The sequence below is a fragment of the Gimesia aquarii genome (genome assembly GCF_007748195.1).
In the GTDB taxonomy this organism is placed as follows: domain Bacteria; phylum Planctomycetota; class Planctomycetia; order Planctomycetales; family Planctomycetaceae; genus Gimesia; species Gimesia aquarii.
Map to the genome: position 1 here is coordinate 4,862,860 of NZ_CP037920.1, position 19,114 is coordinate 4,881,973.

Consider the following 19,114-nt stretch of genomic DNA (forward strand, 5'->3'; position numbering starts at 1 on the left):
ATTGCGCCTCGTGTCATCATTTCACCTGAATTACATACGATCCGGGAAGATTTCAATAAAAAGAGGTCATCTTACGAATCGAACTCATAAGATGACCTGAAGCACTTCTATCATTTCTTAATTTGTTAATTGAAACAATTCTTGTGGAGGTTCTGCTTCGATCAGCTTAAGATCGAATTTCTCCTGCAGAATTTTAAATACATTGGGAGTGATAAATGCCGGTGGCTCGGGACCAATACGAATCCCCTTCACTCCGAGATGTAGAAGAGTCAGTAGAACTGCAACCGCCTTTTGCTCAAACCAGGAAATCACAAGAGTTAACGGAAGATCATTCACACTGCAGTCAAATGAATCCGCCAATGCGGACGCCACTTTAATGGCTCCATAGGCATCGTTACATTGTCCCATATCAAGTAATCGTGGCAAACCTGCCACAGTTCCGTAGTCGTAATCACGGATACGGAACTTCCCACAGCCTAAAGTCAAAATAACCGATTCTTGTGGTGCCTGTTGCGCGACTTGGGTGAAGTAGTTTCGTCCGGTTTCCGCACCATCGCAACCACCAATGAGATAGAAGTGTTTGATATCACCCGATTTGACCGCATCGACGATCTGATCAGCGACCCCCAGAATGACTCCATGATGAAAACCAATCGTCGACTCACCGGTCTGCTGTTCAACCAATGGCTGACATTCACGGGCTTTCTCTATGACGGCAGTGAAGTCATTGTCCTTCAATCGAACCCCTCCGGGAACTGCTGTCACTCGAGTTGTAAATAAACGATCAGCGTAAGATTCCCAGGGGATCAATACACAATTCGTCGTAGCCACTACCGGACCGGAAAACTGGGTGAACTCCAATTGTTGATTCTGCCACGCGGTGCCGAAATGTCCCGCCAAATGAGGATGTTTTTTGAGCTCCGGGTAGCTATGCGCGGGAAGCATCTCTCCATGTGTGTAGACGTTAATGCCCATGCCGGCAGTTTGTTCCAGAAGATCAGAAAGATCCAGAAGATCATGTCCGGTGACGAGAATTCCGGGGCCTGCTTTAGTGCCTTCACTCACAGTGGTCGGCTCTGGTGTTCCAAATTTCTCAGCATGCCCTTCATCCAGCATCTGCATTACGCGTAAATTCATGCGACCACATTCCATTACCAGTTCCAGCAACGATTCCAGATCAAAGTTCACATTCGTCATAGTGGCGAAGAGCGCTTCTTCAATAAACGCGCTGACCTCATCGTCCGTCTTTCCCAGACGACGAGCATGGTTGGCGTAGGCAGCCATCCCCTTGACCCCATATAACAGTGTTTCCTGTAATGATTGCATATCGGGGTCTTTGCCACAGACACCAACATCTGTACAACCGGTTCCTTGGGATGTTTGTTCGCATTGATTACAAAACATAGCGACTCCGATCTTTTAAATACGGGAAAATAGATGATTGTTGCTACACTGATCAACAATTTAAATCCTGTGTTTTCAACGTGTTTTCTCTTGTGTAAGATAATAATCAGACCCATAATTGGATGTCAAGATCCAAATATCCTTTTATCTGTAGTAACATAGAAACATAGTAATAGACATGAAACATATTGATGAGCAACTGCTGGAAACCGATCTCGCTTATCGTTTTGAATACCTCAAAGAGTTTATCGGTTTTGATGAAGCCGATGTGACAGCAATCCGTAATACGATCCCTCACTTTGCACCACGCATCAACGGTCTGGTTGATGCGACTTACGAGCGACTACTCAACTATGATGCAACCGCGCGTCACTTCGTACCACGTCAACATGGCTATGAGGGAGCAGTTCCCGAATCACTAGAGGAACTCACGGCTGAGGATAACCAGATCAAATTTCGGAAAGACCATCTCCAAAGATATTTTATGAAGTTACTGGGACATTCATATGACGCGAAAATGGTCCTCTATCTGGATATGGTAGGTAAGATTCATACTCCCAAAGCAGGGAATGAACAGCTCGATATTTCCCTCGTTCAGATGAACGCGTTGCTGGGTTTAATATCAGATCAATTGATCGAAATTTTTCTTGAGTTAGACATTCCAAATGATCAGAAATTCGCAGCCATCCGAGCGTTTCAGAAACTACTCTGGATACAGAATGATTTTATTTCCCGCCATTATATCGAAATCTCACACGACTGACGTGTCTGAGATTTTTTGAGCTTCTTATTTCTATTAATGCCAAAATCGAACAGAAGCATTAACTCGTTGCTTCTGTGTGGAACAGAGAATGAATCGGTCGGCTTAATTCGATGTTCTCAGCGGATTCACTGCTGCTTTTTAGATTGTACGTGAAGTTGTATGATGGGAGTACAGGGACCGGGTGCACCAACCCGAATATCGCTTCGCCAAGTCTGTGCCACCGTGATCGCGTAAGTTCCGACGGGTATTTTTGATGTGTTAACAAGCGGAGCATTCACAATACCGTCCTTGCTGAGCGGAATATTGACAGGAGTTCCAAGATTGCATTTGATACCTTCTGCCAGATTTACCACCAGCGGCACCTCTTTCGCATTTGCTGCACCATGGACACGAACAGGTATCTTTGCTGTCTCGCCTTGCGTAATGGTCAGCTCCTTGATCATTGATTCCAGCCAAAGATCACGAGGTTTGGCAACTGTGGTATAAGCCTGAGGCGCAACTCGAAAAAAACCGGTATCGCTCGTGCGGAACCACGTCAATGGATACGCAACCCTTTCGATCACTTCTCCCTTATGCTTCACGCGGCCCACGACACGAAATGGAACCGTTGTTCCAACCGGCACGTCCTTTGGCGCAGTGATTGTCAGAAACACGCGATCTTGATATGGGTTTTTAGGACGTTCTTTAGTGTTACCGAGTGCTTTGGCCTGGCTTCCCTTCCAACCATCGGGCAGTCCTTCAATTGAGAGATCAATGTCGAAGTTCCGAGAACTCATCCAATCAACGCGAACTGTCAATCCAGCTGTACTGCCTGGCCCCCAAATAGGAACCGCGTCAGGAAAATGACGTAAAGCAAAACGGGGTTTCGTTCCGTAACGCTTCATTGACAAACGATAGACGGCTCGAGAGCCACTTGTTCCGTTACTGTTAGTCACGCGGACATAATAGTCCCCTGATGTCTTTGGTTGAAATACGAGCCCACTATCGGTGGTATTAAAATCGTGGTAAGCAGCAAAACCAGGTCCAATTGAACCATCATCATCGTTTTCACTTAATAGCTTCCCATCAGCACTAAAAACCTCCAAATAGGTATCAACGGGTGATCTGATAAACCGATGTGCGAACACCTGCAAAAAAACATATTGTTTTTCCTGCAACCGAATACGATACCAATCAACGTCGTCTTTTGACTCAAACTGACCGTAGACCATCGCCTCCATTTCTAAATCGTTGGCCTTTGCTCGTTCATTGTTTGGCTCTCTCTCAACAGATTCTGTATCATCCCCCAGGAGTACAGGAACATCCTGCCCACTGGTCGCTCCAGGCAGAGCGAGATACTGTAGAGGAAAAAACGTACCTTCATTTGCCGAAATCAACTGTCGCGTACCGGCAGGGACATTGGGCCCACGGAGTTCTACCTCCACTGTTTTACCCCGCTGGATACCAGGTGGAAATACACTGGTAACGTAGGGGACTTCGCCAATAGTCAATCGATAGACGGCTTCCGGGTAACCATTGTACGCAACGAGCTTCAGTCGTGCAGTGTAAATACCAGAGGTAGGGACCTCAAAATGGATCATCGGGTCATAGCCCACTTCATCAAGCGATTCCGCGATGACCACACCTTGTTCGTCAAGCAACTCCAGTGTGAAATCGGTAATTCCCCAATTGCTCCCACTTCCGTGGACGTCTAACGAATGAGCGGCCACTGCAATAACAAGTTTTTGACCTTGTTTGGCAGAGAAGCGAAAGCAGTCCATGTCAGCCTTGGGGTTGATTTGCCCGTTCACGACAACCGGCAATTTCATCGATTCGGCTTTGTCTAATTCGTTATTTGGTTCTTTCTCGATATGCTCGGACAGTCCACTTACTACAAAGTGCCCAAAGTTTGTGATCCCCGACTGTTCGTTGACCACACGCACCCACCTGCGTCCGGGTGGAGCGTCGTTTGCAATAGTGAATTTCGCTTGGACTGTATCATTTTTGGAAATGGCCTTTAAATCACTGACTGTGATTCCTGGTGGCCCCTCGATGAGAATCTTTTGCGGCGCTGCTAATCCACCTTTTCCTTTTCGACCATGGAGTTCCACGGTGACTGTCGTTCCCTGCTGACCGCCGGCGGGAAAAATTGAATCCAGTCGGCATTCGTAATAGTCAGGCGGTTTCAACTCAGAAATCGCGTGAGACACATAGCTCAACGACATCACTACAATCAGAGTTAACCGTAAACAAAGAGCGCTATGTCTGCGTGAGGAGAGAATACCGATACGTTCATGTTGAACTGTGGATTTGCTTTGGCCCATCAAGCTATGACCCCCTTAATCGGTTTGCCGCCATTATTCAGAAATACAGGACGACCATCTTCGGTGTGATATTCTTTGCTGCCGTCGATTCCAAGAATACGGAAAATTGTCGCGGCGTAGTCAAGTGTGTCATTGGTTTGTCCCACAACATGTTCACAGCGAGAGTTTGTACGACCTATAACCGAACCCATGGCAGTACCTGCCCCACTCAAACCGACGACATTGCAGGGAGCATAATGATCGCGACCTGCGGCCCCGTTGACTTTCGGAGTCCGTCCAAATTCACCCGCACAGATCACCAATGTGGAATCAAGTAAACCACGGGTTTCCAGATCTTCCAGTAAAGCTGACCATGCCTGATCGAGGGTCGGCAACAGAGGCGACTTAAGCTCGATAAAGTTCTTGTCATGCGTATCCCAACCATCTAGGTTGACTGTCACAAAACGTACGCCTGATTCGATAAGCCGTCGAGCCAGTAATGCCCCTTGTCCACCGCGGGTTCTGCCATAACGATCACGCAACTTCGCAGGTTCCTCATCTAATTTAAATGCTTTTTTGGCTGCAGACGAAGTGATGAGATCAAATGCCTGACGATAGAATTCTCCCTTTTCAGCGACTGCTCCTGAAAGTTCTTTCTGTCGCTGCCAGGTATCAAGTCGTGTTAACATTTGCTGACGACGCTGCATGCGTTTCTGCAAGGATTCGGCCACACTAACATCCCGAATCTGAAAGTTTTTAGCATTGGGATCAGCACGAATCCATAGTGGATCAAATGCAGAACCAAGGTAGCCCGCCCCTGAATAAAGTAACTTACCTCCTAAAACAACGTTGGGAGGAATTGCCTGTTTCCAGCCTTTTTCATGTCCCACCACGGAGCCAAACGACGGAAAAACGACTACACCCGATGGTTCACCAGTGGGGTCCGGTCTTTGGGGATACCCCGTGAGCATATAATGGGTAGCCGCGGCATGATCACCGCTCATCGTGTGAGCAATTGATTTCACTAAGCAAACCTTGTCCATCACACGTGCCATACGTGGGAGATGCTCACAAACGGGCATCTCTGGAATATTACTACTAATCTGTTGGAACTCACCCCGAAACTCAACTGGCGCTTCGGGTTTCATATCGAACGTGTCAATATTGCTCATCCCGCCATTCGTCCACAGAAGGATACAATTGATGTCCTTCTTGGCACTCCCTGTTGCGCGGGCTTCGAGTAATCGAGGAAGTGACAGGTTCAATAGTGGTAAGCTACCAACTTGCAAAAACGCGCGGCGTGAAAGCCCTTGGCAATTTCGCATCATTCGGTCAATTGAAAACATAGTTGGTCCTTCCCTCAATGATTGAAAACGAATTCAGACAAATTGATTATTGTCCACACCAAATCCTGCCAGCCCTCTTTACGAGACGGCGCTTCGGCCAATAGTTCGCGAACTGCCTTGAGCTCATCAGCGGTGGGCTTTCGAGAGAGCGACGCTAAATACAGTTCATCTAGAATCTCTGCATCACTCTTATTCTCTTTGAGTAACTGGCCAAGCCGACCCTCGTTACTGAGAGCCTTTGAGTTCATCGCATAACCGTTGACCAGATGCAGTGCCTGGGCCAAATCAGGCTTTGAGCCGCGGGCACATTCACAGGCACTGTTTCTTAAAGGGCGACCGAAGGCCATCAGGAAGTAAGAGGAAATCTGAGGATCCGGAAGCGCGATGGCCCGTGTGCCCGGTGGCTGACCGTTGAATCTTTCGGTTGTCCCGGCAAACTGGTTAACGGCATCAAGCAATACCTCCGCCTGCATTCTCCGTGGTACACGATGAGTGAATAATCGGCCCGATTTGTCCCGTTCTGGCTTCAAATCCGAAGCTAATTGATACACGCGCGAGTTACAGATGGTGCGCAGCAAATGTTTCACATCGAACTGGTGGGCGATGAAATCTTCAGTCAGCGCGTTCATCAGTGCCGGATTCGAAGGTGGGTTCGTGGCCCGCATGTCATCTACCGGCTCAACAATTCCCCGTCCCGTCAGCCATGCCCAATAACGATTCACAAAACTACGTGCAAAGTACGGATTTTTTGGTGAGACGATCCAGTCAGCCAGTGGTTGACGAATATCAGGCAAGTCCTGATCAGAAACCACTGGTCCTCCCAGCACGCGAGCCTCAGACGGTTTTTCTAATTTTCGTTTTGTATTCGCCTTGATCGTTGGGCGCAGACTTTTCGGCCCTCCAAACCTTACACCGATTTTCCCTGCGTCCTTGAATTGCATATGCGTGAAAAACGCCGCCAATCCGTAGTAATCTTCCTGGCCCCAGACTTCTAACGGATGATGATGGCATCGCGCACATTGCATACGAATTCCTAGAAAGACCTGTGCTGTGGTTTCTGCAAGTTCTTCCGGCTTCTGATCGATAAAGTAAAACCCGACCGGACCGTTGGAAAACAGATCGCCCTGGGCAACAATGAGCTCTCGTGCCATCTCGTCGAGAGGACGATTCTCACGTATTGAACGTCGAATCCAACCACGAAATGTTTCCAGCCCTTTATCTCCCACATAACGACGATGTACACGAAGCAGATCACTCCACTTCAACGACCAATAATCGACGTACTCCGGCCGTTCGAGTAAAGCGTCGATTATTTTTTTCCGTTTATTCTTATCTGTAGACTCAATGAACGTTCGAACTTCGTCGGGCCGTGGTAGTGAACCGATCAGATCAAGATAAACCCGGCGTAAAAATTCGCTATCGGTCGCAGTAGGTGCGGGGGAAACTCCCATTCTTTGCCATTCGGCCAATACCAACTGATCAACATAATTCGAGGGAGCGAAACCAGTAATCGCTTTTGCTGGATTGTACGGTACTGTTACGTCCACTGAGGCCACTTGCCCCAGAAAACGAACCGTAACCGGAGATTTTCCGCTTCGAACAGCTGCAATCTGGCCCGATGAAGACACCTCAACAATTTGTGAATCTTGACTGTCAAATAAAGCCCAACGGGTGATATCGCGATGGACACCGTCCTCCCAATCTGCCACTACTTTGAGTGAACGACTTTGCCCAGGCGCCAGAACCAGGGAGGCAGGTTCCACCGTCAATTTGATAACTCGTGGATCATCGGATTTCGCTGGTGACATCCCTTGCTTGATGTATTCACCCAGGACTTGAAAACTCTCGGAATCTTTTTTAATGAGTGCTCCACCACCATGCGGGACACTGCCTGTAGCTTTTCGAAGAAGAAGACTTCGATCAGCGGCTGTGGGTGTGACTCGCCGTCCGCGTCCCGCTTGAAACAAGGCTTCAAAATCAGCTACTGTGTTGTAGCCAAGCAGAGACAACGACATTCCTCCGCGCCCCTGAAACGAACCATGACAGGCACCGGCATTGCAACCAGCCTTTGTTAAAACCGGTACAACGTCGCGGCTAAAACTTAAAGTTTGCTGGTCTTCTTTCTTTACTGTGTCTAATTTTTCTGCACCAACTGCGATCGAGCCCCATGATGCAAAAGAAAGTAATAGCAACCAGCTGAAAATGGAGTGCCATTGTGTTGAGCCCAAGTTCCGATAAATAGATCGATACTTCAAAGCTGTAGAAAAGCAAAAAAGTGAATTTATTCTATCCACGCAACTGGCCCTCTCGAGTGGAGATTGAAGGAGTTCGTTAAACTACGAAACACGACTCAACGGCTATGGAGATCTCGTTATATCATTTAAAGATGATTACTAAACAGTTGGTTTGATTATTAATTGCCTTCCTTAAAGAGTGTTTGAACTGCAACCCTATGCATAAAAAAACACTTATTAGTTATTTTTAACATATAGTAGACATTAATATTAGCACTTTCTTGTAGAAAACGCGCATAAATTTGTATTATTTACGCATAATAGATCCTCAATTCTCATTTCTTCTGGTTTGAGGGCTCGATATTACCCAACACAATGTGGTTATTTCGAATGTGGTTCGATGGTAGTTCACCGGCAGCTTGCCAGTCTTCTTTAAGCATGGCATTCAAATATCACGATGTTGACGAACCGTCTTGATCCATGTGTCTCGATCAAGAATTTCCCAATCAAATAAAGTACGAATAAATTGCCCCTGCCGCCTGCAGATACTTGATAGCATTCCCAGACGCGCGGCGAAGGACTTTCGAATTCACAAACCCGCATCAACCCCCACTCCGGCACAATGCATTGTTATTTTGTTTTCTCTAATGATGATTCAAACAGCGTTTCATGGTACATACACAATGCTGGAATAACTGTGATGGCTTCATCTTCAAGGGAAAAGTATTCGTCATCAAGCGCTGTAAGGGATTTCTGCCAATTTTTTGAAATACCAGCGAAGTATTCGTCGGTGAGCCGCCGTTTGAGTTTTGAACGCCCTTTGAGCACTACTGCTGATTTTTCATCTTCGAGTCGCTGGATGATATCGGATAGAATCTTTTCGGGCGGGGTTTGTATCGTGTGTGTGTGTGTGTGTGTGTGAGAGTTCGTTCTCTCTGCGTGATGATTTTTATTTGATTGTCAGTAACGGAGTTCTGTGATGTGGTGTTTGGTTTTCATGTTGTTGCGTTTGTTTTCTGGTTGGTGGAGGGTTTGTTGGTTGAGTTTCGGCAACCACTGCAAATGGGGTGGAGTAGGCAACTTTATTATTTGCGCATTATTGTCTCAGGGTTGGTCAATTCGTGACCAACTGAGGTCTGATTTTGTCGCTTTTAAGGTCAATTTCGGTACAAAAAGTAGTGAAGATTGGGAATCGGTTTTTGTATCGCCTGTAGGAATCTTGCTGAAACCAGTGGGTTTTATAGGACTCAGATCCGCAGGCGCAGAAACATTCAGTATTGAGAAAACAGTTTTCGCGCCAAAATGGGGTCGCTCGGTGGCGGCGGTATGATTGATCAAGTGTTTCTTCTTGCTATGGCTTACTCACAGATCGGTAGATGTGGCGTACTCGACTGGGGTCGGGGGACAGCCTTTCCAATTTTGGAGGCACTCAGCCTGTCCGGCTCGTAAAAAAGTGCTTAGACTGAGATGCTGGGGGTGGCATCCCCATGCGTCAAATGATTCTGCCCTCCAGATGACGGTTGGATTTCCAAAACTTTAACTATGAATAATGGAACCTGAACCATGCACCAATTGCACCGAAGTTTTTTTATTGGTTTGCTCTTTACCATCTGCACCACATGTGTCACCAATGCCGCGGATGGTCAGTTTGCTGTTGAGTCGAATCTACGCGCTGGTGTTGCCAAAGTTGACATTACGCCTGCCGAAGTAAACCAGCTGGAAGTCGTCGGGCATCGTCGTAAAGTGACCGGTGTGCGCGATCCTCTACGAGCGGGTGTGTTAGTACTGGATGACAGCGAGACAAAAGCAGCAATCGTAACTATTGACCTGATATCTGCATATGATGAACTGGTGAAGTTGACTCGTCAGCAGATTGAAAAAGAAACTGGCATCCCGGCGGCCAACATCATGGTTGCGGTATCACATAATCACTCCGGTCCGGGCTTCAACTCCCAATCAAAGTGGGGGCAAGAGTTGATTGGAAAGCTCGGCGCTGCAGCCAAACAGGCGGCGTCCAAAATGCGTCCCGTAACAGTCGGCTATGGTGAGGATAAGATTGGATTCGGCATTAATCGACGAAAGGTAATCAATGGTCGTGCCGTCGTGCGGCTCAACGAAGATGGCCCCAATGACCCTCGCGTGAAAGTCCTGCGTTTCGACGACGGAAAATCTTTGACACCACTGGCTGTGATTATGCATGCGGTATGCCATCCCTGTTTTTTTACATGGGGTGATAAAGGATCGATGCCATACCCTAACGGCTATCCAAAAATGAGTGCGGACTTTCCTGGCGAAGCACAGTCGTTTGTGGAAATGTGCTACGGCCAGCAGACCAGTTCTCTGTTTTTACAAGGCTGTGCCGGCGACATCCGTCCGAATCTTCCGGGTTACCCGTATCGCTGTGCTGATGAAGCCGATATCCAATGGGCAGGGCGGGATCTGGGCAGTGCAGTCATTCGAACGCTGGCCCGCAGTGTAACCCGAGAACAACTTGCCAATCGTGCAAAGCACTACCGGATCCGGGTCGCAAATTCCGTCATCTCGTTGCCTGGTAAAGAAGGCCGCATCGACTCAGAGTTACAGGCGATGAAAATCGGCCCGTACCTGTTGTTGACCATGCCTGGCGAACCGATGGTCGAATACGGATTGAAAATGGAGAAAGATATCGCAGACCGTGCCATTCCCATCATTGTGGGATACGCCAATGGACACGTCGGCTACATTGCCACCGCCGATTCCTACGACGTCGGCGGCTACGAACCGAATACGTCCAAACTTGTGCCAGAGGCGGAAGCAATCATTCTCACCGAACTGAGTGTCCTCGCGGATCGCGTGATTGGTGATGTCTTTGAATCGTTTTCCAAACACCCGAAAGACATCAAGAAACGCGAACAGGCTGACAAAGCTCGTGCTCGAAAGCGGCAAGCACAGCCTTCACCGAAACGCTAGCCGTCTCTAGATTGAATGTAGTATCTCCGAAGCCATTGAAATCAAGTAGAATCATATGAACCAAAACGAGCAACTCCAACAACGCAAGCTGGCTGCCTTCGCTCAGGGTCAAGGTAACGCCCACAACATCTATATCCAGCGTACTGAAAACGCTGAGCTCTGGGATGTCGAGGGACGTCGCTATATCGATTTTGGTGCTGGCATTGCAGTGGTTAATACCGGTCATTGTCACCCCAAAGTAAAAACTGCGGTAGCTGAACAATTGGAACACTTCAGCCATACCTGCGTGATGGTCACGCCCTATGAATCAGCTGTGGCACTGGCGGAAAAACTGAATGAAGCCGCTCCAATTTCAACCGAGTGTCGAACCATTTTTGTCACCAGCGGTGCGGAAGCAGTAGAGAATAGCATCAAGATTGCCCGTGCGCATACAGGCAGACGTGGAGTGATCGCTTTTCAAAGCGGTTTTCATGGTCGTACCAACATGACCATGGGTCTGACTGGCAAGATCACTCCTTACAAAAAATCATTCGGCCCCTTCCCGGCTGAAATCTATCATGTACCATTCCCGATTGAATACCATGGAGTCTCTGTTGAAGATGCTAATCATGCCATCGAAAATCTATTCAAGGTGGATATCGCCCCCGAAGACGTCGCTGCTCTGATTATCGAACCGGTCCTGGGCGAAGGAGGTTTCTACCCAGCCCCCGATCAGTTCCTCAGCACATTACGCAAAATCTGCGATCAACATGGCATTGTCTTCATCGCAGATGAAATCCAGACCGGTTTTGGCCGCACAGGTAAAATGTTTTGTATGCAGCATTCCGGTGTCGAACCGGACTTGATCACTCAGGCCAAAGGGATAGCCGGTGGTATTCCCATCGCCGCGGTAACTGGAAAAACATCCATCATGAATTCCCCACATCAGGGCGGACTGGGTGGCACATATGGCGGCTCGCCTTTGGGTTGTGCAGCTGGTCTGGCGGTCCTGGAAGTGATTGCCGAAGAGCAACTGATTGAAAGAGCCAACGAAATCGGTCAGCGTTTCATGTCTCACTTGAGCAAGATTCAGCAACAGTTTCCTGACCAGGTGGGACACATCCGCAACCGCGGTGCGATGATTGCCATGGAGTTGGTCAAATCAGGTGATCCGAATCAACCAGACGCTCTATTGACCAAATCTCTGGTTACTGCCGCTGCAGACCGGGGACTGATTCTGCTCTCCTGTGGTATGCATGGTAATGTCATCCGCTTTTTGCCACCGTTAACCATTCCGATGGAATTGATTGACGAAGGGATGGCAATTGTCGCCGATTGTATTGCCTCATTATCAGACCAGGATTGATCATCTATTTTTACCGGTCTCACAAATCGTGTTTTTCACAAAAACTCTGACTCTAAAAACTCACCATTACCTGTCAAAAGGAACTGTTTTTTTGAGCTCCCTTCCTGCCTTTTCACCAGCATAAGCAAGGTTTTCGGATTATTTCATGTATTTTGTTTCTAGTTCTCTCATAATGACCAAATTAGAATCAAACCATCAGTCATTGACTTAATTTTGACTACTGACTAAGCCCAAAGGCACGACCATGCGAAAAACAATCTATGCGATGGCTACGATGGATACCAAAGGTGAAGAACTCTGTTTTGTGGCTAACTATATTCGCCGGGCAGGTTTCGACGTAGTACTGGTTGATTTGAGTACCCGAAATAAATCGGACCGCGCAGATATCGCGGCGCGCACAATCGCCCAGGAACACCCCGATGGACCTGACAAGGTATTGGGGAATACCGACCGTGGTCGAGCTGTTACGGCAATGTCGGAAGCACTGCAAAGCTGGCTGCCGAACGAAGTCAGAGCGAAAAAAGTGTCAGGGATCATCGCACTCGGCGGGAGCGGTGGAACGGCAATCGTGGCTCCTGCTTTGCAGGCTTTACCCATCGGATTACCCAAGCTGATCGTTTCGACCGTCGCCAGTGGAAACACACAGCCTTATGTAGGATATAGTGATATTACGATGATGTATTCGGTGGTTGACGTGGCGGGACTGAACTCAGTATCAAGGCGCGTATTGAGTAACGCTGCCCACGCAATCGCGGGCATGGCTGGCCACTCCTCTGACTTCCCTGAAGAGAAACCGGCTATTGGCATGACGATGTTTGGCGTTACGACGCCATGTGTGGACATGGTTCGCGATTCACTGGATACTAAAGGGTTTGATCCTCTCGTCTTTCATGCGACTGGCACCGGGGGTCAAGCCATGGAAAAACTCGTTTCCGATGGACTGATTAGAGGAGTCCTGGATATCACTACGACTGAAGTGGCGGACGAAGTCGTGGGAGGAATCATGCCCGGTGGTACACATCGTTTCGATGCAATCATCAAAAGCAGAATCCCATATGTCATGAGCCTCGGTGCACTCGACATGGTCAATTTCGGTGCTCGTGATACCGTTCCGGAACGATTTGCCGGTCGCCACTTTCTTATTCATAATCCGCAGGTAACACTGATGCGAACAATCGCTGACGAAAACCGTGATTTTGCAAAATGGATTGCCGAGAAAGTCAATCAATCAATGGCTCCATTAGAAATCCTGATTCCCGAGCAGGGCCTCTCGATGCTCGACGCCAAAGGGGAAGCATTTTATGATCCCACAGCCGACCAGAGTCTGTTTGAGACATTAGAACAGGAAGTTGAGCAGACAGACATTCGACGCATCACCCGTCACCCCTGCCACATTAATGACTCAGCGTTTGCAGACGCGCTCGTGGCGGCATTTGAACGTGTAAGTGGAAGCCAATGTTAATAGAGACAATAAATTTAAGGAAATGATTTATGACAGAATCCAGAGAGACGATCCTGAAACGACTGCGAGAAAAAGTTTCTCAAGGCAAACCCATCATCGGGGGCGGCGCAGGGACTGGCTTGAGCGCCAAATGCGAAGAGGCCGGCGGCATTGACCTGATCGTGATTTACAATTCGGGGCGCTACCGTATGGCCGGACGGGGCTCTCTCTCGGGACTGATGCCCTACGGCAATGCGAATGAGATTGTTAAAGAGTTGGGACGCGAGGTGCTTCCTGTCGTCAATCAAACTCCTGTGCTGGCAGGAGTCTGCGGAACTGATCCATTTATGCTTCGCGACCTGTTTCTCAAGGAACTTCAGGCAATGGGTTTTGCAGGTATTCAGAATTTTCCGACCGTTGGACTGATCGACGGACAATTTCGAGCCAATCTGGAAGAGACCGGAATGGGTTTTGATCTGGAAATCGATTGCATCCGCGCGGCTCACGATCTCAACATGCTCACTACCCCCTATGCCTTCGATCCCGAACAGGCACGGCAACTTGCTGCTGCTGGAGCTGACATTGTGGTGACTCACATGGGGTTGACCAGTGGCGGAACGATCGGTGCGGAAACGGGTAAGACGCTGGATGATTCGGTTACGGCAATCCGCAATATGGTTGACGCAGCCAAGAGCCAAAGGGAAGATGTGCTGCTACTCTGTCATGGCGGAGCCATTGCGATGCCTGAGGACGCCCGGTACATTTTCGATCGCGTCGCTGGCATTGATGGTTTCTACGGGGCCAGTTCGATGGAACGTCTGCCTACGGAAGTAGCGATGACAGCCCAGGTACGCCAGTTTGGAGATCTACGATTATCAAACGCATAGTCATATTCCCTGCTTCTCTAAATCAACTTTATCATGGAAATTGAACATGTATCGTTTAACTGTACTCTATGGACATCCGGAAAATCCTGCCGAATTTGACCGTTATTACCACGAGGTCCATATTCCGCTCGCGAAAAAGATGAAAGGACTCAAAGGGTGGACGATTGGAAAATGCATCTCTGCCGATACAGTCAGCGCTCCTCCCTACTATCTCATCGTCAGTCTGTATGCCAAATCTGCAGCCGCGATGCAGGCTATTCTCGACAGCCCGGAAGGAAAGGAAACGGTTGCGGATGTCCCCAATTTCGCGACAGGTGGTGTTACGTTTTTATACGACGAAGAAGAAGTACTCATTCCTTTCAGCTTAGAAGCATCAGACGTTTGAGTTCCGATTTACCAGGAAACCTCTGAGATTCCTGCTAACTCACGTTCGAACCGTTTGGGACATGTTGATTTCTCTCTGCTCCTCCCTGTATAGTGAACTCCTATCAGCAGCAATACTTAACTGGAGAGTCTCATTCTATGATAGCATTGAGTAAACACGTCCGCTCCGAATTAATTCGGTACATAATTTTCATCGTCCTCTTTCTGGCATCCAGTGCGGTAGCAGGCGAACGCCCCAATATCGTTTATATTCTCGCCGATGACCTCGGTTATGGGGACGTGAGTTGCTACAACCCTGCATCAAAAATTCAAACCCCGCATATTGATCGACTGGCTGCCGAGGGTATGAAATTTACCGATGCACATACCCCTTCCGCTGTCTGCACTCCTACTCGTTACGGAATATTAACGGGACGTTACTGCTGGCGAACCCGTTTGAAGTATCGTGTGTTAGATGGATTTGATCCGCCTTTGATTGAACAGGATCAGACTACCGTACCCTCTTTACTCAAGCAGGCCGGTTACGATACGGCTTGTGTGGGTAAATGGCACTTGGGCATGCAGTGGACTGACAAAAACGGCCAGCCCGTACCCGCTGTTCCCATCGATCGTCGGCAGCGTCCCCGTGTAGGTGATGATGTGGATTTCACTCAGCCTGTAACCGGTGGACCTTTGGCAAACGGGTTTGACTTTTATTTCGGCATCTCGGCTTCGCTGAATATGTCTCCCTTTTGCTATCTTGAAAATGATCGGCCCGTGATCATCCCCACGATTCCATCGGAACGAATTCAAACCGAATTTCTCTCTGTCGATCAAGGCATGCGTTCCCCTGATTTTACCATTTCCGGAGTGATGCCCACATTAACCGGTCAGGCAGTGCGTTATATCGAACAACATTCTAAAGCATCTCCCAAGCGACCATTCTTTCTCTATTTTCCTTTGACAGCGCCTCATCTACCTCTGGTTCCCAACGACGAATTCCGAGGTAAAAGTGAGGCCGGCGAATATGGTGATTTTGTTCTCGAAGTGGATGCCACCGTTGGTGCGATTATGGAAGCGTTAAAACGAACCGATGAGGCTGAGAATACACTAATCATTTTTACTTCTGATAATGGTGGTCTGTATCACTGGTGGACTCCACAAGAAGCCGATGATCTGAAGAATTATCGACTCTCGCATCGTGCAAAGTATGTGAAAGAACGCGGCCATCAAGGTAATGCGCACCTGCGAGGTACCAAAGCAGATATCTGGGAAGGTGGCCACCGGGTGCCATTCATCGTTCGCTGGCCCAAGCATACTCCCGCCGGTTCGACGAACGATGAACTTGTTGAACTAACCGATCTTCTGGCAACTTGCGCAGCGATTACAGACACGAAGCTGCCAGCCGAAGCTGGCGCAGACAGTATCAATATCCTGCCAGCGCTACTCGGTAAAAAAAGCAACAAACCGTTGCGTGAGTATGCAGTGCACCATTCATTATGGGGACACTTTGCGATCCGACAGGGCCCCTGGAAGATGATCCCTAAACGTGGCTCAGGTGGCTTCACCCGCCCCCGCGAAATTACACCAGCAAACGAAGAACCTGCGGGACAACTCTATCACCTGACAGACGACCCGTCAGAAACCAAAAATGTCTGGAATGAGCATCCCGAAATCGTCCAGCGCCTTACACTGTTATTAGAGAAAATTCAAAATCAGTGAGTTGGTCCTGTTTCTAGCAAAAACGCTATGTTATTGGCATGTCAAACCATTAGCACTTTATGATTAAGCGCTAGACATGTTTGTGCTGTCATGTTAGCATTCGTTTATATGTTTGGCGTGGCTTCAATATAGCCAGTCAGACAAGAAACGAATTACTTTTCGCTGCAGAAACAAACGGGCCTCAATCAGGGCTCCCAATTGATAACGGGGGAACAGGTTATGCAACGGCGGCAATTTCTGGTGGCATCGGGACTCGGCTTTGCGGGTATGCACTTCGGAACGCCGACTTCCGCAGCACCCCAAAAGAAAATTTCCCCTTCGCGCAAGCCTGCAAAATCAACCATTCTATTCTTTTTGTGTGGTGGTGCGTCTCATCTCGATCTGTGGGATCTGAAACCAAACGCCCCCTCAGAGTATCGCGGTCCCTTTCAACCGATTGAAACGTCAGCCCCGGGAGTCCGGCTCTCTGAGCATCTTCCAATGCTGGCTAAACAAGCGCATCATCTGGCACTGGTCAATTCGGTTGGTGCTACGGTTAACACCAATGATCATCACGCCGGGTATTATCACAATCTGACCGGGCATATTCCGGATCAGTCATTCGTCACCAAAGGAAACAATCGCACTCCGCAACCGGATGACTGGCCTTATATGGGTTCGGTTGTTGCCTCACGTCGTCCAAGCCATCCGAATCTGCCCAATGCAATCTCTCTACCACACATGCCAAGCCGCGCGCCCTATACGCGACCAGGACAGTTTGCAGCGCGATTGGGTGTTGAACACGATCCAATGTACATTCATGGAAATAACGAGGAGCCTCTCAAACTTCGTGGACCGGCCATGTCTCTTGAAGGGGAAATCACCGTTGATCGATTGACCGAACGGATGTCACTTCTGAAACAACTCGATTCTGCCCGACGACGATTTGATGAGTTTGCCAATATCGCGACAATGAATCAAAATCAGGAACGTGCTTTGTCGTTACTCCTTTCTTCGCAATCAACTTCCGCATTCGATCTGACACAGGAAAAGCCAGCCATGTTGGAGCGTTATGGTAAAACAATCAACGGCATGAGCCTGCTGGCCGCGCGGCGTCTGGTTGAAGCCGAGGTTCCTTTCATCACAGTATTCTGGAAAGGTGACCTGAATCGACTTGGCAAGAAATGCAAAAGTGCTGGAAGTTGGGATACGCATGGCAACAATTTTAAATGCCTCAAAGAAGATCTGCTTCCGGAATTTGACCGCGCCTATTCCGCCTTAATTGAAGATCTGGCAAACCGTGGCCTGCTAGATGAAACTTTAGTTCTGATAACCAGTGAAATGGGTCGCAAGCCAAAAATTGGTGATCCTCGCTCCGGTGGAACTTCAGGAGCCGGCCGCGATCACTGGACACACTGCCTGACTGACGTACTCGCCGGCGGCGGAATCCAGGGAGGCCAGACATTTGGTGCCAGCGACCGCTATGGCGAATTTCCTCTCAAGAGTCCAGTCACACCGGCGGACATTACTCATACAGTCTATCACGCTATGGGCATTCATGATTTGATGGCCTATGACAAGTTAGACCGCCCGTATCATCTACTCGAAAATTCAAAACCTCTAACTGCATTGTTCTAACATTCAGCAAATTGTAACTCATTGATCGAATTTTTACATTGAGATTTCTGTAGTTAGTCACCAACTAAGTCATGAATTTGGCTTCAGTAATTCAATTTCCTGAACTGTGCCACTTCATCTGATTCCGATCGAAAATTGAATTAATTTACGTTCTCTCAGGCCTGAATTATCTGATTGATCTGATGCAATAAAAAATTCAGAAATAATTGTCCCCTGCTCTGTCAGTCGTTCGCCATCTTTGTGTACGATCAACTCGCGTCAGCGAATTTCATGTTTTAGCAAAGGACCTTAAGATGGCCAAATTTATGTTCTTACAGCGTGGTAATTGTGATAATCCTCCAAAGATGACTCCCGAACAAATGGAAGCACAAATGAAATCCTGTATGGAGTGGATGCAGAGTGGAAAGGATGAAGGGTGGTTGCTGGACCCGGGTGCTCCACTTAATGGAAGTAGTGCGGTAGTCGAGTCTGATATGACAGTCCTTGATGGCCCCTTTGCTGAATCGAAGGAACTTGTTGGCGGATACACTATTGTTGAAGCGCCCGATTTGGCAGCTGCATGTGAACTGGCTAAACGAACGATTAAAATGGCAGGTGCTGGAAAGATCGAAGTTCGTGAAATTGCGAATGTCGGCCAGTAAGTTAGTAAACTGTAAATGACTTTTTCTTCCTGGTGTGAGCTGGCGTTCGCCATTAAATCGAACAACAGCCGCATTCTGGGCAGTCATTGAGCCATACCTTTTATTAGCGACTTTCAGCGG

14 protein-coding genes are annotated in these 19,114 nt (G+C 48.3%); 10 read left to right on the top strand and 4 right to left on the bottom strand.

The genetic code is table 11. From position 1 onward, the window contains the following. Nucleotides 1–117: 117 nt before the first annotated feature. Nucleotides 118–1,404 carry a hydroxylamine reductase gene (gene hcp / locus V144x_RS18805; RefSeq protein WP_144987040.1) on the bottom strand — a complete coding sequence of 429 codons (1,287 nt, stop codon included), beginning with the start codon at nucleotides 1,402–1,404 and terminating at the stop codon, nucleotides 118–120. 178 nt (nucleotides 1,405–1,582) lie between these two features. Here hcp and V144x_RS18810 point away from each other — a divergent pair, with 178 nt between their 5' ends. Continuing rightward, entirely contained in the window at nucleotides 1,583–2,167 is a 585-nt protein-coding gene (locus V144x_RS18810; RefSeq protein WP_144987041.1) for a protoglobin family protein, read from the top strand. 125 nt (nucleotides 2,168–2,292) lie between these two features. On the opposite strand, the gene V144x_RS18815 is transcribed toward V144x_RS18810, so the two are convergent. Genes V144x_RS18815 through V144x_RS18825 form a run of 3 tightly spaced genes read right to left on the bottom strand, consistent with a single transcriptional unit; the run spans nucleotide 2,293 to nucleotide 8,089 of the window. Further along, nucleotides 2,293–4,470, bottom strand: coding sequence for a DVUA0089 family protein (locus V144x_RS18815; protein WP_144987043.1), 2,178 nt, complete (start codon nucleotides 4,468–4,470; stop codon nucleotides 2,293–2,295). Next, a complete protein-coding gene (locus tag V144x_RS18820) occupies nucleotides 4,470–5,795 on the bottom strand; it encodes a DUF1501 domain-containing protein (RefSeq protein WP_144987045.1) in 1,326 nt (441 codons plus the stop codon). Before V144x_RS18820 ends, V144x_RS18815 begins: the two co-directional genes overlap by 1 nt. A 14-nt stretch (nucleotides 5,796–5,809) precedes the next feature. Next, the gene (locus V144x_RS18825) at nucleotides 5,810–8,089 is read right to left on the bottom strand and encodes a DUF1549 and DUF1553 domain-containing protein (protein WP_144987047.1); all 2,280 of its coding nucleotides are present in this window, start codon (nucleotides 8,087–8,089) and stop codon (nucleotides 5,810–5,812) included. 919 nt (nucleotides 8,090–9,008) lie between these two features. Here V144x_RS18825 and V144x_RS18830 point away from each other — a divergent pair. From V144x_RS18830 to V144x_RS18870, 9 genes are all read left to right on the top strand, one after another. After that, entirely contained in the window at nucleotides 9,009–9,359 is a 351-nt protein-coding gene (locus tag V144x_RS18830; protein WP_144987049.1) for a hypothetical protein, read from the top strand. 233 nt (nucleotides 9,360–9,592) lie between these two features. Continuing rightward, complete coding sequence (locus tag V144x_RS18835) at nucleotides 9,593–10,978, top strand: hypothetical protein (protein WP_144987051.1); 1,386 nt, start codon at nucleotides 9,593–9,595, stop codon at nucleotides 10,976–10,978. Nucleotides 10,979–11,033: 55 nt separating this feature from the next. After that, on the top strand, nucleotides 11,034–12,323 hold the full coding sequence (gene gabT / locus V144x_RS18840) for a 4-aminobutyrate--2-oxoglutarate transaminase (RefSeq protein ID WP_144987053.1): 1,290 nt from the start codon (nucleotides 11,034–11,036) through the stop codon (nucleotides 12,321–12,323). A 244-nt stretch (nucleotides 12,324–12,567) separates the two neighbouring features. After that, the gene (locus tag V144x_RS18845; RefSeq protein ID WP_144987055.1) at nucleotides 12,568–13,785 is read left to right on the top strand and encodes a Tm-1-like ATP-binding domain-containing protein; all 1,218 of its coding nucleotides are present in this window, start codon (nucleotides 12,568–12,570) and stop codon (nucleotides 13,783–13,785) included. Nucleotides 13,786–13,814: 29 nt separating this feature from the next. Continuing rightward, nucleotides 13,815–14,651: a phosphoenolpyruvate hydrolase family protein gene (locus V144x_RS18850; RefSeq protein WP_144987057.1), complete on the top strand. Its 837-nt coding sequence runs from the start codon at nucleotides 13,815–13,817 to the stop codon at nucleotides 14,649–14,651. 46 nt (nucleotides 14,652–14,697) lie between these two features. Beyond that, complete coding sequence (locus V144x_RS18855) at nucleotides 14,698–15,036, top strand: EthD family reductase (protein ID WP_144987059.1); 339 nt, start codon at nucleotides 14,698–14,700, stop codon at nucleotides 15,034–15,036. Between the two features lie 137 nt (nucleotides 15,037–15,173). Next, nucleotides 15,174–16,736, top strand: coding sequence for a sulfatase family protein (locus V144x_RS18860; protein WP_144987061.1), 1,563 nt, complete (start codon nucleotides 15,174–15,176; stop codon nucleotides 16,734–16,736). 219 nt (nucleotides 16,737–16,955) lie between these two features. After that, nucleotides 16,956–18,353 (top strand): DUF1501 domain-containing protein, encoded by a 1,398-nt coding sequence (locus V144x_RS18865; protein WP_144987063.1) that lies wholly within the window; start codon nucleotides 16,956–16,958, stop codon nucleotides 18,351–18,353. A 293-nt stretch (nucleotides 18,354–18,646) separates the two neighbouring features. Next, on the top strand, nucleotides 18,647–18,994 hold the full coding sequence (locus V144x_RS18870) for a YciI family protein (RefSeq protein ID WP_144987065.1): 348 nt from the start codon (nucleotides 18,647–18,649) through the stop codon (nucleotides 18,992–18,994). Nucleotides 18,995–19,114: the final 120 nt, after the last annotated feature.